Origin of the sequence: Methanosarcina barkeri 3 (genome assembly GCF_000970305.1) — an archaeon.
In the GTDB taxonomy this organism is placed as follows: Archaea; Halobacteriota; Methanosarcinia; order Methanosarcinales; family Methanosarcinaceae; genus Methanosarcina; species Methanosarcina barkeri_A.
Window position 1 is genome coordinate 1069695 of the sequence record NZ_CP009517.1, and the last position, 23878, is coordinate 1093572.

The following is a 23878-nucleotide window of genomic DNA, read 5'->3' on the forward strand; positions in this document are numbered from 1 at the left end:
CCTGGAATTTTTGCAAGAAAAATTGAATGAAAGAAAAAAATACCGTTTTAGAAATACCGTTTTTAGAAATTATTTACCAACCCTTTACAAACATATGTAGAAGAATTCAAAAAATCTAAATGATTATATATCAGCACTAACAAGGTCATCTAAACATTTACCATGTACCAGGATAAAAAACGATTTAATATATGCTCTGCAACTTTAATTGTCTTTAGTATTAAGATCTTCCGCTTTACATTGTCTTAGATACTGAGTTAAATGTTCCCCTTCTCCAAGTATAAATAAAAACGACTCAATAGATAATTAAAGTATGTGTAATTATAGTACTTATATAATTGTGAATTATAGTATCTGATGAGGATATTAAAATAGAAGGCTGAAATAATGCGGCAACAGAACTTAATAATTAAACAGCTGGCACAAAAAATAGTAAATTTTATCGAACCTGTCATCCCTTATCTGGTAATCGGGTCTAAAAAAGCGGCTGAAGAAGCATGCAAAAAAGTGGGGTCTGAAGTTTGGGAAACTGAAAAAAAACTCTGGGAAAAACTGTGTTCGATAGGATATATTGAACTGAAAGAAACCGCTGGGGATATGGTTGTTGCACCTTCTGATACAGACGTAAGGCAAGTTTTTACTCAGGAGATTTTAAAATTGCTTGAAGGAAACCCTGACTTAGTTAAAGAAGTTTCGTCTTTTATGGATTATAAAGCAGTACAGAAGCTAATGACCGAAGATAGTTCGGCCAGGATTACAAAACAAACCTTAGAACAGGGTTCAAAACAAACTCTGCTTGATAGAACCAGAGTACTTGACGAATTTAACGGTCTGCTTGAAGCCTTTATATCAAGAGAGAATATTTCTAAAAGTCCGGAGCGATATGAAATGCCCGCTACCGAGAAACCTGTTACTGGTCTGGGAGTCGTAGGCGAAAAGAGTCACAGTGACTTACGAATTGAGCAAATTGCAGAAATTAAACATATCAAAAAACCCAATTTTGAAAAAGCCAGTGCTGAAAGTACCGATAATGAGATTCAAGATAGAGTTCAAAAGGCAAAGGCTCTTTTACTGCTAATCTCACGTCTGGAAAAGCCGGAAAAAGACGAGATCATGGAAGAAATCCTTGATTTTGCTTCCCGGATTCAGTATGGTGACTTAAGGTCACAGGCCCTTTCCCTGGCTGTCCTGTACCTGAATGGGCCAAAAAAAGCCGAATCTATTGAGAAAGCCCTTGAATCTGCCTCCCACATTCAAGATGAGAACGAAAGAGCCCTTGTCCTTTCCTCACTTCTCCCTCACTTGAAAGGGCCAGGCAAAGAAGAACTTATTGAAAATATCTTTTGCTCCTCACACCATCTTCAATATGGAGATACAAAATTCCAGATACTTTCCTCGCTTGTCCCGCATCTTTACGGATTAAAAAACGAAGCCATTATTGAAAGAGCTCTTGAACTGATAGAGGTGATTTTCTCCGACTATCAAAAAGTACAGGCTCTCTCATTTCTTATCCCGTATCTAAATGAGCAAAGAAAAGAAGAAATTCTTGAGCAAGCTCTTCAATTAGCTTTCGGCCTTAAAGATAAGGACATGAGGCCAGAAGCTCTCTCGTATGTTCTCCCGCACCTGGAAGAACCTAGAAAAGAAGAGATTTTTAAAAAAGCCCTAAATATGGCATCTATGGTTAAATCCGAACTCCAAAAAGCTGAAGCTTTATCCTCACTTGCTCCATATATTGATGAGCTGGAAAAAGAATAAGTTATGGTTTGTAAAAAACTTCCATAAGTAAGCTGCAAGAGGCTGATATTAGTAGTATAATTTTTAGCCTACTCAGCTTTATGAATCTTTAGCCTACTCAGCTTTATGAATCTTTAGCCTACTCAGCTTTATGAATCTTTAGCCTACTCAGCTTTATGAATCTTTAGCCTACTCAGCTTTATGAATCTTTAGCCTACTCAGCTTTATGAATCTTTAGCCTACTCAGCTTTATGAATCTTTAGCCTACTCAGCTTTATGAATCTTTAACCCACTCAGCTCAATTAATTCACTTTTTTTCCAAGAGTTTCTATATTCAGAAAAGTTATATAATAGTACTTATCGACGTTATATTAACGTTCATTCTTAATTGTGAACTCTGTTTTCCACCGTCTGCATGTATCAATCACGGTCTGTTGAAGTTACATGAACTTTCTTACTAACAAATAAAACAAAACAATAAAGCAAAGGATCAGGAACAAGTGCATCAATGCTCCAAGCACCACTTCAGAACTTATATCGTGATCTTTAAAATAAGGAATATTTTGTTTCAAAGTGACGAGGAGATTGCCAATAGATTCTGCCATGGTTATACAATAATTTTTTTCCTATATATAGAATTATAGTTTTAAATTTCTCACAACTTTTCTTATAATACCCGATTCTGCGCCGTTTCATTGAGAAATTGACCAAGACTCAAGTCTGATTTTTTGATATCCTGAACATTACAGTTCAATATAGAAAATTTAAAAAACTACAATACAATAATTATTGATAGTATATTTGTCGAACATCTTCTAGGCAAATAAAAATTTAGTAAAGGGAGAAAGATGGCCAGTTATAAACATCCATGCAAATATTGCGGTAAATTAATCGCGCCCGATTCTAATTTCTGTCCTTTCTGTACGCAGGAAAATCCCCTTGGGCCTATAAGATGCCCTGTATGTAGATATCCTCTTGAGGATGGGGCAAAAGTCTGCGGACACTGCGGTATTTCGCTGTGGATCACATGTGAAAGTTGCGGAAAAGAAACATTCCTCGGGGATAAGTGCAGTAACTGCAGTGCTCCGATTGTTATTATCTGCCCCAATCAGAGATGTCGGACCCTGCAGTCCCCTGCGAATAAGAATTGTATCAGATGCGGTGAACCATTGAGGTGATAATATGGGATTCAAGACGTCACAACTTCAGCCTTTTACACGGAACTATGAAGATAACAGTTCAGAATCAGGTTTCCAGTTTACTTTCTACTGTGACATCTGTCAGGACGGCTACAAAACAAGATTTATCGAATCTAAAACATATAAGAAGACAGGTCTGTTTGGCATGGTTGGAAGAGCTCTCTCTGCAGGTTCTGACCTTGTAGGCCAATACGGTGTTGGAAATGCACTGGAAAGAGGCGTGGATATACTAAATGACCGAAAGCAGGGAATGTCTCCCGAATGGCGCAAGGAATGGGAAAATGCCTTTGAAATAGCTCAGAATGAGGCAAAAGAACACTTCTTCAGGTGTCCAAGATGCAAACACTATGTCTGTGAAGCCGACTGGAATGAGCAGGATAATCTCTGTGTAGAATGTGCGCCAAGAGAAAATGTTGAGCTGACTGCAATAAGAGCAGAACGCATGGTAGATGAAATGAGGGAGAAAGCTGAAAATGCAAGTGTATTTAAAGGCAATATAGAGAGAAGGCAAACTTTATGTCCGGAATGCGGCAAACCCTCAGGTGAAGGAAAATTCTGTAATAACTGCGGAGCATCCCTTAATCTCACAAAATGTCCAAACTGTGGTAACAAAGTATCCATTGGTACCAGTTTCTGCGGAGAATGTGGTACAAAGTTAAATTAATTCTCCGGTTAAACAATCATAGATCGTACACTTTTATCTGGTTGATATTTCCTCTTCGGGCATTTTGGTTAACTGTACCTATCTAAACTTACGTACGAGCAGAGAATTAAAGTTACACAACGTGATAATTATACATAATAGCCCATATTTGCAGATTTCTGGAGAAATATCAGCCTATTATTTCAGTCAAATGCCCTGCTAGCTTGCTGCGGAGATGGAAAACCTCCCAAGTAATTGCTAGTGATAACTCTATTTTTCAATTATATTTTTGTTTGTTAACTCTGCTGAAACAAAATCATATTACGTTTATCTTCTTTTAAGGTATTTTCAGCGGTGGCACGAACATACATGTTGCTTGCTGCGGGATATGTGCCAGCGCAACTTTGAGTTTGCTTGTTATTTAAGGAATTTCACGCTCATTTTGTATAATCTGTACAATGGTTGGTACTGGTTTTTCCTGTATGTGTGATGGTTCTAGTGATGCGGAAAAATCAAAAAATAAAAATGAAGGCAGCTGGCTCATGATCTCAACAATACGCCAAGCATAGCAAGATGTATATGCACCTGATAGTATAACACTAAACCAGTAAAATGAAATAAGAAAAACTTAATAGAAAATTAAAATAATAGAGGTGTACATATGGGTGAAGTTAAAAGAGTGTGCAAAACAACTGCAAAAATAGCTTTTGGTGTTGTTATAGGCATTGGTTTAATTGGTTTTGTTAAAGGCTTATGTGCAGGCTATTTAATTGGTCATTACAAAGGTAAGCGTAGTTTGCATAACATAAAATGTACTGATTAGATAGGAGAGGAGCAAAAGTAATAGAGATCTAATAATTCAACGATAAACTCGACAATTAATAACAGGCTCTTTTGCATTAGTTGGGGTTTGCATTGCCATGTATTTCTTGCCGAAAATCTCATAATTTTTAATATTCTTCCATCACTATATCTTTGCTGAGATATCAAAAATTTCGATAAGGAATTTCCTGGCCTCACTCCCCAAATCCCAATGCTGTTATATTTCTCGCAAGTGAACAAATAAATGGGGAATTTTGCATAGAGAACGCTACTTTTAAGAGAATAATGATTGCAACTAACGGTTCGGTCTGCTCAAGGTTTGCTGCCAATAAAGGAATAGAACTTGCCAGGAAGCGGAGGGACAGTTTATGCAGTTTATGTGATATCCACGGAGTATTTTTCTTCGATGGCTGTAGATTTCGTTTTACACGTCGAGCTAAAAACAATTCAAAATTAGTTCACGGTTTAAGTAAACAATTACCAACGTATGTGATTCAGAAAAAGTTAGCTTAGGCTTCTTCATAATATTTGACTTTGATATTAAAGACATATCGTAAGAAGAATTCAATTGCCAATCAAAATTAACATTCGATCTTAAAAGACTTTAATCAAGAAATAAAATCACATATGCTGAACTAATTACAAAATTTAGTGATTTTTAATTTTACACTCATCACTGGATTTTTGATACTGAATCTTCTGAATTTTAGTAATATTTATGCAGTACTTTTATCGTGCTATTTATAAAGTTCAATACACACTGATATAAAACCTACCGATGTAATGCTTAAAAATACAAAAATAGTGGTCAAAGAAGAGAATAAGGTGAAGTCACTGATATGAAATCTTCACTAGAAATGCAGTAAAAAAGATGATTTAGTGTGGGAATAAAGGTTATAGAAGACTCTCATCAATGAGTTTAGATCTTGATAATGAGATTTATACGAATACCTATAACACAAGCCAGTTCAATGGCATGGACAACCGTTTTTTTGAAAGGTTGTTCTATCCAAAAATAGTTCAATTTTATATACGCACAATAAAAAGTTATATTTTGGTATTAATTGTATTCAACAATTCCTCAAGAATAGTAGTTTTATAGGTATTGTATATTTTCCATCGTCTCTTAAAAATATTTAATATTGAATATAATCAGGCATTACAGTTAAAATTTTCCCATTGGTTTCAAGCTCATTTTTTATTCTAATTGCATCTTTCTCCCTAATACAGTTCTTTCCCAGAATATCATACCTAGTTGAATTATCTCTGTAGCTAACTAGACACCAGACAAAAGTTTTCACCTGAATATTATGTCTTTCCAGTATTTCATGAAAATCTTTATCATGGACGGCTTGTTCTGTTACCGGATATATAATATAATCTCCTTTTGTAAAAGAAGGCAAACCAGAATCAGTCCAGTTTTCATCTTTCTTCAATCCATCCCTTACTACATTAGGTAAATCATCTTTGTACACTTTTATATAGTATTTGTAACCGCCATTATTCCAATTGCAGTCCAGACTATAGTTCAATGTCATATTGTAGTTTTCAAGAATGGCTTTAGCTTCAGGCTCAGCTGTTCCATTTTCGAATTGGATGAGAAAACCATCTATTTTCGTCTCTCTATCCGTGGGAATTTGCATAAACCCATAAAATACTACAAGAATTAAAAGAACGATAAAAAAAGCCATTTTCTTTTTAATTTTATTCATATACTTTACCCCTAAAAAAATGAGGAGTTTTAACTCCTCACATATATGCGATTATCCTCCTCACCAAATGCTTCCCAATAAGCGTGACCAATAGGCCAAGGATCATTGATGCGCAAATTTATGGAGTTCGGGTGATCTGGAAAGTACTTTTGAACTTCATAAATTCCTCATACCTGACTCTTTATAAGTTTTCTGTCCATTCTATCTAATAGTTCGATTTTCGAATTAATTTTGATATAAGCTTATTACTTGATATTGACAGTTAGATAATTTGGCCGGAAGTATTTTATATAAGCACCTGTCATAATCGGTACTCAATGATAAATATATAAAAATTTTATAATTTTAAAATTATTTAAGTTTAAACTAAATTAATTAATGTCGAATTTAGACTTACATATTCTCTGATTGTAATATATGGGTGAATAAGTGCGCCTGTTAAATGTGTTCTCCTTTGATTTACAGGCTTCAGGTTGAGAAATCATCTCATTCAGTTAAGTTCACCTTTCTTTATAAATCTATAAACTATTTTATAGACTATAAATTTAGATTAAAAATAAACGGCTCTTCGTCATTTCCTATGGAATATGATTTTCAATTCAAGACAGGATTGGGTTTTATGAGGACATTGTGAGATATCCACACAAAACAATGAAGAGCCAAATAAACATCGTATTTTTCTCATTACCAGCAAAAGTGTCAGAACTTCATCATTAAAAGCAGTTGAGACTTATCAACTTCAAAAACTTTCTCATTGGGACTGTCATATTAAAAAGTACCTGGCATTCTCACTTTCTGAAGTCTGATGGCGTTATTCGATGGCGTTATATTTCTTGCAGGTGAATGAATAAGTGGGGAGTCAACATAGAGAACGTTACTTTTAACAAAATAATGATTGCAACTGACGGTTCGGTCTGCTCAAGGCTTGCTGCCAATAGAGGAATAGAACTTGCCAGGCTGAGTGGAGGGACGGTTTATGCAGTTTATGTAGTATCTACGGAGTATTTTTCTTCTATGGCTGTAGATTTTGAATGGGAAAGAATGAGCGAAGAATTGAAGAGAGAAGGATGCAAAGCCCTGGATTATGTAAAAGGAATAGGAGAGCTGGAAAATGTCAATGTAAAGTCTATCTTGCTTGAAGGGCATCCTGCATCTGAGCTGATCCGTTACGCCGAAGAAGAAAAAATGGATGTCATTGTTATGGGCACTCTTGGCAGAACAGGAATTGATCGGCTGCTTTTAGGCAGCGTTGCCGTAAATGTTGTACGGCACTCAAAAGTCCCTGTTATGGTTGTAAGAAAAAATAAGCCTTGAAGGAAAAGCAAGCTCCTAGAAGTATAAATGGAAAAATGGAAAATCATTTATGCAAAACAAAGTATATATCCAAAATTCAACAAGGGTTATTTCAATCGAACATACCAGCGATTAGATTTTTTATCAAGGCTTATCTTATCTTCTCTAGCAAGCCAGCCAATAGACATTAAAGCCATTTGAGAATCAAAGCCATTGGCACTCAAGTGAGTCTTTACCTGGTTCAAACTGCATTCACCTTCTTCTAGCCTATGATACAACACTCCTGCAGCTTCTCCGATTTTTAAATTCATATTCTCTGGCATATTCATGTTCTCTGGCATATTTATCACCAATTTCATTATCAGAATAGTTTTACTTTAAAAAGTAGGTACTGTTTTCAGGATAATAAGTTTATGAATTCTAATATACATACCTTAAACAATATGTTGGATCAATATATTAGGTTTTTCTGCTAAGGTTTTTTCCAATAAATCAAAATAGTTTAGTAGTACTTCGGTTTCAAAATCAATTCCTTGTTTTCCTTGGAAAGTCCGTGATCTTCGGATCTATTAAAAAGTTGATAGGACTTACGCACTTGAAGTACAAAATCAAGCACATTCGACACTGCGAATATGTTACGTATTTCGACAGTTAAAGGTTTGATACTATTGATTTCTCAGTTCAACAGCGTAAGTCCTGGTTAAGTTTTATGAACCTGCTCGAGAACCGCAGTACTAGTAAAATGAGAACTCATTTCCATTCTCACTTTAACTTTCTTTAACTTTCTTTAACTTTTACTCCGGAAACTTCGAATTTCTTTTTCACAGCTTCAGCTGCATTTTTCGGAGAGTCAGTCTCCCAGAGTTTTCTGACTTTAGCACTCCTGAGGGCTGGCATTAAAGCCTCAAGTTTTGCCTGCACGGCTGCAAGCATTTTCTCGTCAACTCCTGGAGGCGTTATACCCATGAATTTCTGAGCTTTGAGAGTCTCGGTTTCCCTATGTACTGCACGGTCAACTCCTTTCCTTACTCCTGTCTTCAGGGATTCAATTGCATCCCTCCACTGGGCAGCCCAGGGGGTATCAGGAATTTCAGTGTGGTGGACATCGATCCTTTCTACTTTAATAGCATCTAAATGACAGGCTTTCACACAGGCTCCGCAATAGGTACAGAAGTCTTCCTCAAAAGCAATTTTTCGCGGGTCTTCAGGATCTGTAGGCACATACCAGAGTTCGGAGGGACAGACATTAAAACAGCCACGGCACCCCTGAGGATCACATTCCTTAAGGTTAGTTTCAATAAGGCTCAGCTCTCCTTCCATAGGTTTTTGCAGGTCCACGGCTTCATATGGACAGACAGTCTTGCAGCGTGCACACTGCGTACACTTTAACTCGTCTATCTTAATTTTCCCCTCGATTTTCGGAGCCTCACAGGGACGTTCTCCTTTAACCTTTATTGCTTCTTCAGGGCAGAGATCCTGGCATAGCACACAATAATCACATTTGTCCTCGTCCACAAGGATTTGCTCGAAAGGTACGGGATTATCAGGTGTAGGTTCACGCTCGAGAAGGATGAAGGCGTCACAGAACCGGGCGCAGACTCCGCAAAAATTGCACTTATCAGTGTCGATCTCGATCTCTCCTTCTGCCCCTTCCTTTAAAGGCGCTATCTCTTCTTTTTTCGGGAAAGTGAACTCAACTTCAATTGCATCCTGAGGGCAGGCTCCCTCACATAGAGCACAGGGGAGGCATTTATCATTAATCTTAACAAACGTATCGTACTTCGGATACTGTTTCTCATCAGGAACTTCTCCCACAGCTTCAAAGGTGATGGCATGAACAGGACAGAGGTTTGAGCACATCCTGCAGAAAGTGCATTTTTCAAGGTCCATCATCACAGCAGGCGCATCAAGCCCGGTTGCAATTTCATGAAGTGGTCCCATTTCAAGAGCTTTTGTCGGACAGATCTCTGCACAGATTCCACAGCCATTGCAGCGTTTATAATCATAATCCAGAGTCTTGAGGGATTTCTCGGTGGCCTGGGTATAGAGAAAGTGGGAGCCCTGAAGGTCCATGCTGGTTGTAACCGTGATCTTTTCCTGGGATTCCTCAGGATTCTCAGGAGCTTCTGCTTCAAGATCCACAGCTTCTAACTCATCGGCTTCAAACTTATTGGTTTCGAATCCATCTTCAAGTTCTATAACTTCATTTTCTTCTGTCTCACAGCAACCTCTGCAGACGTGAGCTTCCTGTTCAGTGTGCTCTCTCATTATGCCATCTCCTCAAGTTCGGTTTCGGGTTTTTCAAGCTTGAGTTCGGTTCCTATGGGCCCGATTTCTTCAAGCTCCTTTACAAACTCGGTAATCGTGTTTGAGAAACGTTCTCCTTCGGCAGCCGAGATCCATAGAGTTCTCAGCCGTCTGGAGTCGAGCCCGATTTCCGTTATAACTTCCTTTAAGACATCCATCCTCTGTTTTGCATCGAAATTTCCGTGGATGTAATGGCATTCGTCCATTCTGCAGCCTGCAACAAGCACTCCGTCGGCTCCTCCTTTTAAGGCTTCAAGCACGAATTCCGGGTTCACCCTTGCCGAGCACATTGTACGGATAACCCTGATATTTGTCGGGTAATGCAGTCTTGACATCCCGGTCAGGTCTGCACAGGCGTAACTGCACCAGTTGCAGAGGAAAGCCACAATAAAAGGACTCTGAGACCTGTGTGCAGTTGCAGCCCGAACCTGGGAAAGAATCTGTTCATTTTCGAAGTTTCGCATCTGGATTGCCCCAGCAGGGCATGCAGCACTACAGTCTCCGCAACCGTAACATGAAACCTCGTCTACAACAGCTTTTTTATTCTCTATTTTGATTTTCCCGAATTTGCAGACCTCAAGACAGGTCCTGCAGCCTATACATTTTTCAGGGTCAACATGGGCTCCCATAGGATCGGCTTCAAGCTCACCTGTTCCGAGGAGTTGCATAACCTTGGATGCACATGCACTTCCCTGAGCAATCGAAACCTGGATCTCTTTGGGCCCTGAGGCACAGCCTGCAAGGAAAACTCCACTGACAGGGGCATCTACAGGACGCATTTTCGGGTGAGCGCTTGCAAAGAACCTGTCAGGCCGCCGAGCAAGGTTTAACATCCGGCCTATGCCTTCTGCTGCTTTGCTGGGCTCATAGCCTGTTGAGAGCACAACAAGGTCACAGGCTTCTTCTTCAACCCGGGATTCAAGGGTATTTTCATACCTGAGTACAGGCCTGCCGTCTTCACCTGCGTAAATTTCGGCAACTTTTCCCCTTATGAAATCAACGCCCATAGCCTGCGTCCTTGAATAATATTCCTCATACATCTCTCCTGCAGCCCGGATGTCAATGTAATGAATTGTGATCTCAGTGTCAGGGTAGCGTTCCTTAACCATCTGGGAATTTTTAAGTGCGGCCATGCAGCAAACCCTTGAGCAGTATTCATTGCCAACGGTTTTATCCCTTGAACCGACACACTGAATGAACGCAACGCTTTTTGGCGGTTTGCCTGTAGAAGGCACAATGACTCTTCCGCCTGTAGGTCCTGCAGAGTTAAGCATGCGCTCTAGCTGCATATTTGTTATAACATCAGGATACTTCCCAAACCCGTACTCCTTTTTCCTGGAAGCATCAAAGAGCTGGTAACCTGTTGAAACAATAACTGCTCCAGCTTCAAACTCAATTTCTTCAGGTTTTTGTTCGTAATCAACAGCATCGGCAGGGCATGCCTGCAAACACAGTCCACAGCCAACACAGTGGTCAGGGTCTATTAGCACTACCTGCGGAACGGACTGAGGAATTGGCATATATACAGCTCTGGTCTTTCCGACCCCGTAATTCATAGGGTTCTCGATTTCTACGGGACAGACTGCAGAGCAGAGGTCGACACAGCCTTTACATTTGTCTTCAAGTATGAACCTGGGTTTGCGTTTGACTTTTACATGGAATTTGCCGACAGATCCGGAAATATCGGTAACTTCGGAATAAGTGTAAAGGGTAATATTCGGATGGTTCTGAACTTCAGTCATTTTAGGGGCAAGCACACAGATGGAGCAGTCATTTGTGGGAAAAACCTCGTTCATCAATGCCATCTTGCCTCCGATAGTGGATTCTTTTTCAACCAATGTGACTGGAAAACCGGCTTCTGCAAGGTTCAGTGCTGCTTCGATTCCGGCAACCCCTCCTCCTATGATCAGGACATTTCTGCTGGCTTTTGAACTTGTTGCACTTAGCTCCTTGAGGAATTTTGCCTTTGCAACTCCCATCCTTATAAGGTCAAAAGCCTTCTGGGTAGCCATCTGGGGGTCATCGGCGTGCACCCAGGAGCACTGCTCCCTTATGTTTACCATTTCCATAAGGTAAGGGTTCAACCCGGCTTTTTCCATTACATGCCTGAAAGTCTTCTCATGTAGCCTTGGAGAGCAGGCAGCTATTACAACCCTGTCGATTTTATTTTCTTTTATATCTTTAATGATGCCTTCCTGTCCGGAATCGGAACATAGAAACTGTACTTCCCGGGCGAGCACCACATCTTCCAGTTCGGCCGCCATTTCCTGTAGAGCTAATACATCTATTACTCCAGCAATATTTAGCCCGCAGTGGCAAATGTAGACTCCGATTCGCATAATTGGTGACTCCGTATACCTGTGTTTTGTGTTGAATGTTAATGATTACTTCGTGATCAGTTTTTAACATGTTTTACATATAACTTTCAAGCTATAGTTGAAATTATAGTTGAAAGTTATAATTGAAAGTCATAATTTCTGAGAATTTCTGAACCATAATTCAGAACCGTATATCCAGGGCGTTTTACCATACAGAAAAGTCAGGTTGGTACAGCTGATCAACAAAGACTTTTTCAAACTAGAGTGTTTTGTCAGTTCAAATTCATGAGTTTGCTAATACCGGTTAAGTTATTACTTATCAATTAATTTGTTACTCAGTTGTGAATCAGGCACTCAGACACAAATCAGTTATTTTTACATATCCCTATACTTTATCTTTTGAACTGAATAAAAATATAGGTGTTTTGTACAAAATCAAAACCTTTATTTCATCACGGTGACTCAACTCAGTATCCTTATGATCCATTCTGGATGATTCTTATACAAAGTTAGAAGATAAATGAGCAAAGCTGCGAAAGTTATAAGAATTTGGAATCAATGTGCATCGACGATTGAGCAAAAAAGGCAGCTTAAACTTACTATTTTATAACATAACATAAATAATATTTGTTTTTGTGACAATATAAGGGTTTCTATAATATGTCCTTAAACAGATATATTCAAAAGATAAAATAAATTACAAGTTAACTTACTTCTTGTCTTCTGATATGCAAAATTTGGGAAGTGGTGTTTAAACTTCACCTGACTTTATACAATTAATTAAATTTTTTTATCCATTATTCTTTAAATACTTTATGAGTATCCCATAACTTGAAATTTGCTTCCTGAGTCCTGTATCTCGAATAATTAATCAAGCTCAAGATCGTGAAAACAACTTTGAAATTCCCAATGAATAAGAGAAAGTAGCTATTTGGATAGGCTCAACATACTATGCCAAAAATATCTAATAACTATATTATGTGTTTTTATAGATCCATTCATGTGCCTAAAAAGAGTTAATAGAATCAGTAAAAAACTTTCTATAAATTTGTATATAAAGCGAGCCATGTCAGTTGTCCTGTCTTACGTCACTTTGTTTGGTTTATATAAGTTGGCTTGGTTTTTACGTCAGTTGGCTTATTTGTGGATTTTCGTCAAGCTGATTTTATTAACTGATTTTCATTAGTTTATTACTATAAAGAAAAGATTTAAATCAATTATATTAAGTCCGTAAACCTGTGTTCATAATCAGATTAGTCTACAGTATTTATTTCTATACCATAATATGACAGTCTATTTATATAATAGAATTTAACAGCTTATATAAGACAACGATTAACAGTCTATTTATATATAAAAATTTATATTCATTTGCAAAACTTTCGTATTCATATCAAGCCAAATAATTAACCAGAATTTAACTTTATAGCCTAAATTAGTATACCGACTCTGCATTGGCTTTTCAGCAATTTGACTGAAACCTGTTGGGTAAGAACAAAAGCCTTAACATCGTTAATTAGGCCTTATTGCTGGAGTTTTACCAATTAATTTATAGTTTGAGAACTTAATTCGTAATCTAGAAACCAGTTTCAAACGGACAATTCAAGAAAAGATCATAACGGAAAACCGGTCATATGGATGCTAGTGAGACGACATTGGTTACATGGGCATGAGCGAGATAAAATTAGTTATACTGCGATGAACTAGTTAATTCCTGCAGGACAAGGTATTTCTATAAATAGCCTTAAACGAAACTAGAGGTTAATAACTTTACAGATGGAAGTGACACTAAACACTCAGGTTATTCCTATAAATATCTCATGCAACTTAAAAGTCTTCAGTATACTTAATTCTAGTATACTTCATAATATTCCCGTTCTATAAACAACTCACATAGATTCACATTTGATTAACATATTCTTCTCACCAAGGTTCAGGAATTCTTCTCACCAAGGTTCAGGATTGCTTCAAATTAAAGCTCAAGGAGTTTTTTATATGACTGATCATAATGAATTAAAACAGAAAATGTATGAATGGACTCAGAAATATGCAGACAAAGCAGGTTACAAGCTTAACCCTGATAAAGAAGCTCTTGACTATGTGCTTGATGGACTTGCAGTTAAGCTTGAGAAATTCGGAAGGCGTTACTGCCCCTGCAGAATAGTTACCGGAGATGAAAAAGAAGATAGAAAGATTGTATGTCCCTGCATCTATCATAAAGAAGAAGTCGAAAGGGACGGAAACTGTCACTGCGAACTTTTCTTTAAATTAAATTAAATTAAATTAAATTCCAGATCGGTTTACCTATAAAGAGGATTTACTGGTCTATTTCCGAAGGTCAGAGAAATTAATTTGTAAGCTCTACTGGCCTGAAAAACCTGGAAGCAAAAGACTGCATACCTAAGGATATCAAAATCTTAAGACTTGCCCGTAAGCCTTTTCAAAAAAGGCTTGAGCGAAAATCACTGCTAAATCTAAAACGTTATGACTACGTGATCACAAGCCTTTTCAAAAAGCTTAATCGCAAACCTTTTTAAAAAAGGTTTGATCGAAAACCCCTGATAAAGTTTGAGTTTGAGAAATCTTATCCCCAAACCCTATAGGCGTGATCAACCGGCGCAACGGTTGCGGCCCAACGGTTGCGGCCCAACGGTTGGGGTTAACAGTTGAGGATCAACAGTTGAGTATCAACAATTGAAGCCAACACTTTTAAAAAGGGCTTACATGATGACATTCTTATAAACGCTTATCAGGAATTTTTACTGAAATTTGAAAGTAACACTGAAAACAAAAAAGCGAGAGTTTAAGGAAGATTACTTAGATATGTTTAATTAAAGGTTATTTAACATACGTTTTCAGTGACACGCTCAATCTTTGCTTTTTAATTATATTCCTAACCTTCTTACTCTTTAATGAAAAACTGAGATTAAAATTTGACTCAAGGGTGACCTGTAATGACAAATGCAATGGAACTCTATCAGATGCTTCCAAAGACTAACTGCAAAAAGTGCGGAAAAACCTCCTGTATGGCGTTTGCAGTAGCTCTTATGGCCCACGAGCTCACACCTGAGGATTGCCCGCCTCTTAAAGATGAACCAAAATATAAAGAAAATTATGAAAAGATAAGTGAAACCTTCAAACCTTCGGAAGGCGCAACTGAAACCGGGCTTATAGTACATGAAGATTTATGTTTTGGCTGCGGAAACTGTGTGGTTGCCTGTCCTCCCAATGTAGCAAATGACCCATATGGAGTAGGCTCTGGAAATGCCCCAAGGAATGTCAATAAGCTGGTTCTGACCATAGAAAACGGCGTTGTAAAAGCCCAGAACTTAGGAGAATGCCGTCGTTTCGGAAAGAACAAGATTCTATGCAATGGCTGTATAGTAACCTGCCCTGTAGAGGCAATCGAGTTTGTGTGAGGAAGCGGATATGGAGAAAAACTATCATGTATGCACAGGTTGCGGACTCCTTTGTGACGATATTGAGGTTGAGTCCGAAAAGAACATTGTAAATAAAGTGTATACAGCCTGCAGAGTAGGGGTAGCCCACATGAAGGAAGCAGGAAGAGGCGAAGCAGATTTTCTGGTTGATAACAAGCCTGTAGATGAGGCTACTGCAATCCGTGAAGCTGCATCTATCCTTAAAAATGCCAGAAATCCTCTAATCTTCGGGCTTGGGACTTCTACCAACGAAACCCAAAAAATAGCAATTGAGCTTGCAAAGAAGATCAACGCTACCCTTGATGATACCTCGTCTTTCTGCCTGGGTCCTCTAGTTGAGGCTCTTATTCAGGATAAACTTAAGACCTGTACTCTTGACGACATAAGGAATAAAGCTGATGTTATTATATACTGGGGAACAGATCCATCAGACTCCCATCCTCGCCAGCTTTCGAAGCATACCTACTTCCCAAGAGGAAGCGAAAAGCAGAGGGGCTGGGAAGAAGAAAGGACAGCCATCGCAATAGATGTCAGGAAGTCCCATACTGCAAAAATATGCGGGAATTATTTCTTCCAGATTCCTCCAAAAGGAGATGCAGAATTTATCGATGCCCTAATTGCAGGACTTTCCGGAAAGCTTCCCAAAACCTCCTACAATCACCCGCCTAAAAAACTCCTTGAGCTGGCAAACATCCTTAAAGGGGCAAAATTCGGAGTGATTTTTGTAGGGCGTGGGCTCATTTACTCGCTTGAAAACCTTGAACCCCTTTTCAAGCTTATGGAAATCCTGAATGAAAAGTCAAATTTCCACCTCATACCGATGGTAGGAAATTGTAATACAATGGGCTTTAACAAAAACCTCTTTGCAGAAACAGGATATGTGAACAGTGTAAAATTCGAGAACGGGACCGTAAAACATGGGCCTGAACACTCAGTTGTTGAGTCTCTTAAAGCAAAAACTGTGGATGCAGCCCTTGTAATAGGTTCAGACCCGCTTTTAATCCTTCCCGGATCTATTGCAAAGAATATGCTGGAGATTCCTGTTATCTCGGTGGACCATTGTGAAACCCTGACTTCAAAACACTCAAAAGTTTACATTAATACCGCAACAAGTGGAGTAGAGGCAGGAGGAAGTGCCATACGCATGGATGGGGTTAAAGTGAGCTTTGAGCCTGTCATTGAGACAAATCACCCATCTGAGGAAGTAATTCTCAAGAAAATAATGGAGGCACTCTGATGGATTTCGGATCTTTTCTTTCAGCTCCCGAAATACAAGTCAAAGTCATAACTTACAGGGATATCTTTCAGGATAAGGCTATGTTCGAAGACCGTTTCGGGGAAGAATACAGGGACTTATCTGCTGTCATAAAACTGGACCCAGCAGATCTCAAACAGTTGAACGTGAAAAAAGGCGAGACGGTCATTTTAAAAAATTCCTTTGGAAGAGTTGTGGTAAAGGCTGAGGAGTCAGGATACGAGACTCCTCACAGAGGTTTCGCATATATGCCCAAAAGTCCCTGGTCCAATATACTGGTTTCTGACGAAACCGGAGGTACAGGGGTGCCTAAATTCAAGGATATATCCGTAACCGTTACCAGTGCAAAAGGGGAAAAAGTGACTGAACTCATGCGTTAATTGCTTTCTATGGTAAGAAACTAACTAATTTCCGTAGGAAATCCTTAAAAACTCAATTAAAACTCATAAGATCCTTTAAAATATAGTAAGATGTCCTTAAAATCCATTAATCCCCTTAAAATTGTATTATAATTTTTAAAAATAGCAAAATTATTTTGTTTTTCTTTTTTATTGTTTGTTTGACTGTAAATTGGATGAGAATATGGCCAGTAAACTCCTGAAATTTACAAAAGTCTTAAAAAATGGAACTACTTTTTATCGCTTTGAAGGCTTTGAAAATGTGGACTCAAGGTGGGAGCTACCCTGTGAGTATCTTTCCGGTTCTCACTTTGCAGCCTGGAATGGAGTTATTCTATATTCCAATGGAAATAGCATAAAAACTCTCTGTCCAGGAAATTTGGTCTCTTTGAGTGAGTATCAGGAATTGATGAGAATTATTCAAGTCGGAAAACAAAGACTAAAAGAAATAAAACGTAAAATGGATAATACTAAGATTTAAAAAATAAAATATGCCTGGGTTTTAATTAAAAACAGATATTGTAAACCCTATTGCCTGATTAGAGTTATTCTGGAATGGAAATTGGAATTGATCTGGAATGGAAATTGCAAAAGAAGAAAGAATAATTATGGCTATTCAATGGGGGTTATGGTGTTTATTTCCCCTTAGTGCTTTTGTAGAACAGGTCAGGTATACTTTTTTAAAACCATTAGGGTATTTATTATTAATTTTCTCCTTTGTTTTATTTATTGTGGCTAATAAAGCGCACGGTTCTACCAATAAGTTAAAACTGAATGCTTCTCCCATGCCTAATAGCTCTGCCAAACTAGTAACGAGTGGAGTTTATGCATATATTCGTCATCCTATATACAGTAGTTTCATTCAGATGTCCTTTGGAATTGCATTCCTTATAGGAACTTCAGGAAGTATAGCACTAGCGATCATATCCTTAATTTTCTACTATTTCAAGTCCATATATGAAGAAAAACTGCTCATTCAAAATTATCCGGATTATAATCAATATAAGGAAAGAACAGGAAGGTTTATACCTTAGACATTTAAGTCCAACTTGGACAATTAACATAAATGTGGTATAATATGGCGTGTTATAGCGTAATATGGCATAATATGATATGAAATGGTATAATATGGTTTAATATTGTGTAATATGATATAATATGGCATAATATAAAGTAATATGAGATATTAAAGCATAATAGGAAATATTATGGCATAATGTGGAATATTATGTCATAACAGGCATAATATAATATAATAGGTACAATGGAGTACAAATAAAATATAATATAAGTATACAAAAATCAGTTCTCAATTTCCATGTTCTTGGAGAGGTTTTCTGGCAGAAAATACTACAAAATTTCCTTTCCCATGTCCCTCTTCCGGAAGTTCAACGTTTTCGGTTTTCTCAGGTTGCCTGAAAAGGGTCTGGCAAACCTCAAGATTCTCAAATCCAATCTCAAGCAAGTACGTTGAGAACTCTACTGCCGAAAGAAAGTTAGCTTCTGAAGAGAATTTGCCTTTTTTATTTTCGGATTTGAGACAGCAGCCTTGAGGGCTATTCCTGTCAAGGATTCCGGTTAGAATTTGTCCGCCCGGTTTCAAGATCCTTAGGGCTTCCCTTAGTGCCTGTCTCGGGTTTTCAAAAAAAGCAAGCGCAGTAACTATCAAGACAAGATCAAAGTATTCTCTTTTAAAGGGAAGAAACTCCGCAACCCCAAGCACGACTTCCAGCCTGCGTTGCTTTGCAAGCATTGCCATAGCCCGTGACGGTTCAAGTCCTAGACTGACTCCGAGAGCCGAAGCGAACCTGCCTGTACCGGTTCCGATCTCAAGAGCTTTTAACTTCCCCGGATTTTCAGGAAGAAAGGTTCTCAGAGCAAGAAGCTCGGATTCATATGCAGGTGTATATTTCTCGTACCAGGCGTCATATTCCTCTGCATATCTGTCAAAGCTTTCCCATGTCCCCATAACTCCCCATTCCCATTACTAACTCATGTTTATTTAATTCTTTATGTTTCTTTGCCTTTGTTACTTTTCAGATTTTTTCACCTTTTTCGTTGCAGGAAAACCGCAACCAAACCGAAAATTCCATAAATTAATTCAAAACCAGGTAAGCTCGCAATTTCATTCTGTCCGGCGTCCTGGGTCTCATTTTCTTCAAGAACGGCTATTATGTAATTTTTTGAAGCGGTTCCGTTTTCATTGCTTGCGGTAAGATTTACGGTATAGGTTCCAGGCTCTGTAAAGGTATGAACTGGCTTTTCGTCAGTCGAATCAATGGTCCCGTCACTTTCAAAATCCCAGTTTCTTTCGGTTTCGTTTCCCGAAAGATCAGTGAACTTGACTGAAAGAGGAGAATGGCCACCAGTCGCATTGGTACTGAAATTTGCAACAGGAAGGATCGGATCCTTAACCTTAGCGGCTACGAGAGGCATACGATCAACGTAATCACTGTTTTCAAGCTTGTAGACCTTATCAGCAATGCCGTCCCCATCTGCATCAGGCGTTATTTCGGAAGGACCCAGTCCGTCGGGTTTTGCCCAGTAGTTTCCTGCGAGGTAAGGTCCACCGACAATGTTCGTGCCTGAGGTTTTTTCTATATAGTATATATTATCGGTTCCGTTATTAGGTATGGCATTGACAGTATTATTGAAGTAGTTATTAAGAACGTTGTTCTTGTCACTTTTAGGACAGATAAAAAGCCCATAAACCTCATTTGAAGTGATAGTATTATCTGAGATTTTATTATTGTCAGAATTGCCCAGATAGACTCCTCTGCCGTTATTGGAAGCGTTATTTTCGGAAAGGGTATTACTAACTCCAGTTGAGAGCGAGATTCCATAATCTTTGTTTTCTGAAAGCGTATTATTTGAAATTAAATTCCCCTCAGAATTCGGAACATAAAACCCGTACCTGTTTTTTGAAGCTCTGTTCTCGGAGATCGTGTTATAATTTGACTGCTGAATAGTTATTCCTTTTTCACCTTTTCCAATCAGGTTATCAAGGATTGTGTTATAGTCCGAGTTCTTCAAATATATTCCGACAGTATTATTCAGCAATCTATTATTCTCAACAGTGCAGTTTTTGCACTGATACATATAGACCCCTGCATGGTCTTTTTTTGCCTCCGTTATTTTAAATCCGCTAATCGTAACTTTATTTGCCTCTATACCGAACACATCTAAAGCCGGATCTTTAGCCATTATTATTGTATTTACAGGGTTTCCGGATTCTGATTTTATTACCAGATTATGTACGGTTACGTTGATATTCTCGGTATAGGTTCCAGGCTGTACGATTATCACATCGCCTGAAACCGCACTGTTTACAGCAGCCTGTATGGATTCTCCTGAATGGACCAGGATCTCATTCGCAGCTCCGATACCAGAGCTTAATATAAGAATTAAAAAAACTGACAATAAAGTAAGTAATCTACTAATTCCAATCCCTCCGTTCACTCAAAAAAAGCAATGGGACATTTCCATCAAACATGCTTTAAATGATTGTTTAAATTATGAAGAAGTTATCGTGTAAATTTTCTTATAATCGAGAGTAAATCCTTTTACAATACTATACAAAAATTACTTTATCCAACATTAAACTAAACAATATGTAAGAAGCCGCATGTGTTACATGTTAATTCGTTTTATCTTCATAGAATATTCAATCTTAATTATCAGGTATTGGAAGTAATGTGTAAAGCAATATAAATATGCCGGCTTTAGTCGGCAAATTAAAAGATAAAATACAGAGAATTTCGATAAACCTCTAATATCAAGAAGGTACTTAGATACCATTTATAAGCAACCAGCCATAAACTAGGGTTTATCGAAATTCTCTACAATGTTAGTGTATATCTAAACCCACTGACATTATGTTAAAATAACAAAAATTGAAGAAAAGTAATAAGATACAAGCACAAATATTCATAGACTATTAAACACTGAATGAAAATTAATGACTTTTAAATAAAACTTACCTCACTGAGACCAAATAAGCCCCTGAAATCGTAATCATGGTACTAAAAATCATGGTACTATTTGAAAGGGGTTATCACATTTATTTAAGCGTGTTTAAGCTATACACCCAAAACAAAAAGGATGAAGACATAAAATCCACATCCTTTTCCAAAATAAATTCTATGAGTTTTTCTATTTTCAGTCGCACGTTTATTTTCTGTTATTGGAGAATGCAATAAGAAGAGAAACTACTACATAAAGCGCTTCAAATCCGGGTATGCTTGAGATTTTACTCTTTCCTGCTTCCTGTTCGGTTTTTTGTTCGGTTTTCTGTTCGGTTTTGTTTTCTGCTGCTGTATTGTTCTTCTCAAGTTTCGAAGTGTTGGTTGAAGGCTTTGTTTCAGCTACTTTTTCTTTCTCTACAGCTTTTCCTGTTATTGCAAAGAACGAGAATCCCGGTGTTTCTGCCGTGAAGTACAGATATTTATTGTCTTCTTTTAAGCATTTCGCAGGTAGCTGTGACCATTTTTTATCGCTGTACCTGTTTAGAGTAATTGAACTCTGGTCTATCTTCTTATCCTGCAGCCAGGACTTTTCAACCTTGAAGCACACTACAGGGTTTCCAATATTCTTTTCGCTTGCAAATCCGCTGTTTCCGACCCAGAGGTTGAAGTACTTATAGACCTCGCCCGAGTCCAGTACTGAAGTCAGAGTGGATTTTGCTTTAAGCTGCTCGGCAATGGTTGTGATCTTGCCTGCGGTCTTCTTTGCATCAAAGCTAACATACACAACACAGGTTGCATTGTTTATAAAATCAAACACTACAGGCTTTCCGTTTGTAACCTGTGCCTTTGAAAGTTCCTTGACCTGGACATTAGTTTGAGGTTCAGGGGAGCCACCACCTCCACCGCCACCACTGCCACTGCCACTGCTGTGGCCGCCTCCACCATCATCGTCATCGTCGTCTGAACTGCTTTCTTGCGTGACAGTTATCGTAACAGTTTTTGCCACGGAAGTGCCGTTTTCATTTATCGCAGTTAAGCTAACAGGATAGGTTCCAGGGTTAGTGAACACATAAACAAAGCTTGCATTTGTAGATTCAACAGTTCCATCGTTGCCTATATCCCAGTTCCTTGAGGTTGCATTTTGAGATTTGTCAGTGAACAGGACTGAAAGGGGAGCACAGCCGCTTGTTATATTGGCACTGAAGTCTGCAACAGGAAGAATTGTAAACCTGGTGACATTTATATTCTGAGTTTTTGAAGAATTTCCGTCCTCATTGCTTACTGTCAGTTTAGCGGTGTAGTTTCCTGGAGTATTATATGTGTGAACCGGATTTTCCTCAGTGGAATCTATCTGTCCGTCACTTTCAAAATCCCAACTCCAAAAAGCTGCATTTTGCGACTGATTAGTGAACAGGACTGAAAGGGGAGCATAGCCACTTGTTACATTGGCGCTGAAGTCTGCAACAGGAAGAATTGTAACCTTATTGACAAATATTTCCTGAGTTCTTGAGGCAGTGCCGTTCTCGTTACTTACTGTAAGCTTAGCAGTGTAATTTCCTGGATTCCGGTATACATAGACAAAGCTTTCACTGGTATTATCTACGGTTCCATCGTTGTTAATATCCCAGCTTCTTGAAACCGCGTTTTGTGACCAGTCAGTAAATTCAACCTCAAGAGGGGCATAACCGCTGGTTACAGTGGCATTGAAATTTGCAATAGGCAGGATTGGTAGTTGCGGATTCGAAATAAGTACAAGAGGCAGATTATCTATAATATTATTTGAACTGTCAATATACGCAGAATCAATAATCCCATCCTTATCTTCGTCTTTATCGGCTGTTGTTTGGGAAAATCCGGTGCCATCAGGTGTTCCCCAGAAATTGCCTCCTATATATTGTCCACCGACAATGTTTCTTCCACTTGTTTTTTCTATATTCCAGGTAGTATCTCCTGTGTTAATATTAGCATTGCGAACATTATTAATGTAATTATTATACACACGGTTATTGTGGCAAGCAGGGCATTCAAAAAGTCCATAGCCTTTATTAAAAGCAACAATATTTCCGGAGATTAAGTTTCTGCTGGAAGAATCTTGATGGATACCTCCACTACCGGTTTGGCCATTACCGCACTCTTCAACTGTGTTCCCGGAAATATTGTTATCGTTAGATTGAGAAATCCACATTCCATACTGACTATTATTCAAAACAATATTGTCTAAAATTTTGTTATTGTTTGAAACTATAGAGTCAATACCTCTCATATTCGAATTTACAGTATTGCTTAACAGAGTATTTCCTTCAGAACTGTCGAGGTGAATTCCAAACATTTTGTTCGAGTTTACTCTATTTCCCAAGATTTTGTTATTACTTGAGCTAATCAGAGATATTCCATATCTATTGTCCGAAAACTCATTATCAGTAATTGTGCAGCCACTGCAACTAGCCAGATAGATTCCTGTTTCTCCGGATTCAATCCTGAATCCGCTAATTGTCGTACTACTTGCTGCAACATTGAAAACACTTGTATTTGGGATAGCTTTAATTATTGTATCTTCAGGATTTCCGGATTCTGATTTTATTATAAGATTTGGCACAGTAACTTTGATATTCTCGTTATATATTCCGGGTTTCACGATTATCGTGTCGCCCGAGGCTGCACTATTCACTGCGTTATGTATCGAACTCGTTGAATTAACGGAAATCTCCTTAGCCGCCGCAATTCCCGAGACTAATGAAAAAATTAGCATGGACATTAGCAGAATGGTTGATTTTTTCATTTTCATTCCC

At 38.2% G+C, this 23878-nt stretch carries 18 protein-coding genes; 11 read left to right on the plus strand and 7 right to left on the minus strand.

Annotation, left to right across the window (positions count from 1 at the left end; translation table 11 throughout):
- The first annotated feature begins 387 nt into the window (after positions 1-387).
- The 4 genes from MSBR3_RS04350 to MSBR3_RS20000 all read left to right on the plus strand — a co-directional run bounded on the left by MSBR3_RS04350 (position 388) and on the right by MSBR3_RS20000 (position 4402).
- Positions 388-1758 (plus strand): hypothetical protein, encoded by a 1371-nt coding sequence (locus MSBR3_RS04350; RefSeq protein ID WP_048106693.1) that lies wholly within the window; start codon positions 388-390, stop codon positions 1756-1758.
- An 827-nt stretch (positions 1759-2585) separates the two neighbouring features.
- Entirely contained in the window at positions 2586-2915 is a 330-nt protein-coding gene (locus tag MSBR3_RS19295; protein WP_080942192.1) for a double zinc ribbon domain-containing protein, read from the plus strand.
- 4 nt (positions 2916-2919) lie between these two features.
- Positions 2920-3600 (plus strand): zinc ribbon domain-containing protein, encoded by a 681-nt coding sequence (locus tag MSBR3_RS04355; protein WP_048106694.1) that lies wholly within the window; start codon positions 2920-2922, stop codon positions 3598-3600.
- 640 nt (positions 3601-4240) lie between these two features.
- Positions 4241-4402, plus strand: coding sequence for a hypothetical protein (locus MSBR3_RS20000; protein ID WP_155396721.1), 162 nt, complete (start codon positions 4241-4243; stop codon positions 4400-4402).
- A gap of 1135 nt (positions 4403-5537) precedes the next feature.
- On the opposite strand, the gene MSBR3_RS04360 is transcribed toward MSBR3_RS20000, so the two are convergent.
- Positions 5538-6113 carry a UPF0228 family protein gene (locus MSBR3_RS04360; RefSeq protein WP_048106695.1) on the minus strand — a complete coding sequence of 192 codons (576 nt, stop codon included), beginning with the start codon at positions 6111-6113 and terminating at the stop codon, positions 5538-5540.
- Positions 6114-6956: 843 nt separating this feature from the next.
- On the opposite strand from MSBR3_RS04360, the gene MSBR3_RS04365 reads away from it, so the two are divergent.
- On the plus strand, positions 6957-7427 hold the full coding sequence (locus MSBR3_RS04365) for a universal stress protein (protein ID WP_048106696.1): 471 nt from the start codon (positions 6957-6959) through the stop codon (positions 7425-7427).
- A gap of 86 nt (positions 7428-7513) precedes the next feature.
- Here the strand turns inward: MSBR3_RS04365 and MSBR3_RS04370 are convergent, their stop codons facing one another.
- From MSBR3_RS04370 to hdrA2, 3 genes are all read right to left on the minus strand, one after another.
- On the minus strand, positions 7514-7747 hold the full coding sequence (locus MSBR3_RS04370) for a winged helix-turn-helix domain-containing protein (protein ID WP_230627781.1): 234 nt from the start codon (positions 7745-7747) through the stop codon (positions 7514-7516).
- A 436-nt stretch (positions 7748-8183) separates the two neighbouring features.
- Complete coding sequence (locus MSBR3_RS04375) at positions 8184-9677, minus strand: 4Fe-4S binding protein (RefSeq protein WP_394297722.1); 1494 nt, start codon at positions 9675-9677, stop codon at positions 8184-8186.
- Entirely contained in the window at positions 9674-12052 is a 2379-nt protein-coding gene (gene hdrA2 / locus MSBR3_RS04380; RefSeq protein ID WP_048106700.1) for a CoB-CoM heterodisulfide reductase HdrA2, read from the minus strand. The genes MSBR3_RS04375 and hdrA2 overlap by 4 nt, the downstream gene beginning before the upstream one ends.
- A gap of 1974 nt (positions 12053-14026) precedes the next feature.
- Here hdrA2 and MSBR3_RS04385 point away from each other — a divergent pair.
- The 6 genes from MSBR3_RS04385 to MSBR3_RS18790 all read left to right on the plus strand — a co-directional run bounded on the left by MSBR3_RS04385 (position 14027) and on the right by MSBR3_RS18790 (position 18158).
- Positions 14027-14308 carry a ferredoxin-thioredoxin reductase catalytic domain-containing protein gene (locus tag MSBR3_RS04385; RefSeq protein WP_048106701.1) on the plus strand — a complete coding sequence of 94 codons (282 nt, stop codon included), beginning with the start codon at positions 14027-14029 and terminating at the stop codon, positions 14306-14308.
- 677 nt (positions 14309-14985) lie between these two features.
- Positions 14986-15450, plus strand: a complete 465-nt coding sequence (locus tag MSBR3_RS04390; protein WP_048106703.1) for a (Fe-S)-binding protein — start codon at positions 14986-14988, stop codon at positions 15448-15450.
- Positions 15451-15460: 10 nt separating this feature from the next.
- Entirely contained in the window at positions 15461-16708 is a 1248-nt protein-coding gene (locus tag MSBR3_RS04395; protein ID WP_048106705.1) for a formylmethanofuran dehydrogenase subunit B, read from the plus strand.
- On the plus strand, positions 16708-17106 hold the full coding sequence (locus MSBR3_RS04400; protein WP_048106707.1) for a molybdopterin dinucleotide binding domain-containing protein: 399 nt from the start codon (positions 16708-16710) through the stop codon (positions 17104-17106). The genes MSBR3_RS04395 and MSBR3_RS04400 overlap by 1 nt, the downstream gene beginning before the upstream one ends.
- A gap of 202 nt (positions 17107-17308) precedes the next feature.
- Positions 17309-17605: a hypothetical protein gene (locus MSBR3_RS04405; protein WP_048106709.1), complete on the plus strand. Its 297-nt coding sequence runs from the start codon at positions 17309-17311 to the stop codon at positions 17603-17605.
- 97 nt (positions 17606-17702) lie between these two features.
- Complete coding sequence (locus tag MSBR3_RS18790) at positions 17703-18158, plus strand: methyltransferase family protein (RefSeq protein ID WP_052723277.1); 456 nt, start codon at positions 17703-17705, stop codon at positions 18156-18158.
- A 275-nt stretch (positions 18159-18433) separates the two neighbouring features.
- Here the strand turns inward: MSBR3_RS18790 and MSBR3_RS04415 are convergent, their stop codons facing one another.
- From MSBR3_RS04415 to MSBR3_RS04425, 3 genes are all read right to left on the minus strand, one after another.
- Entirely contained in the window at positions 18434-19093 is a 660-nt protein-coding gene (locus MSBR3_RS04415) for a class I SAM-dependent methyltransferase (protein WP_048106711.1), read from the minus strand.
- A 77-nt stretch (positions 19094-19170) separates the two neighbouring features.
- Positions 19171-20544, minus strand: coding sequence for a NosD domain-containing protein (locus tag MSBR3_RS04420; protein ID WP_230627783.1), 1374 nt, complete (start codon positions 20542-20544; stop codon positions 19171-19173).
- Between the two features lie 750 nt (positions 20545-21294).
- Entirely contained in the window at positions 21295-23868 is a 2574-nt protein-coding gene (locus MSBR3_RS04425; RefSeq protein WP_052723278.1) for a PGF-pre-PGF domain-containing protein, read from the minus strand.
- Positions 23869-23878 lie beyond the last annotated feature (10 nt).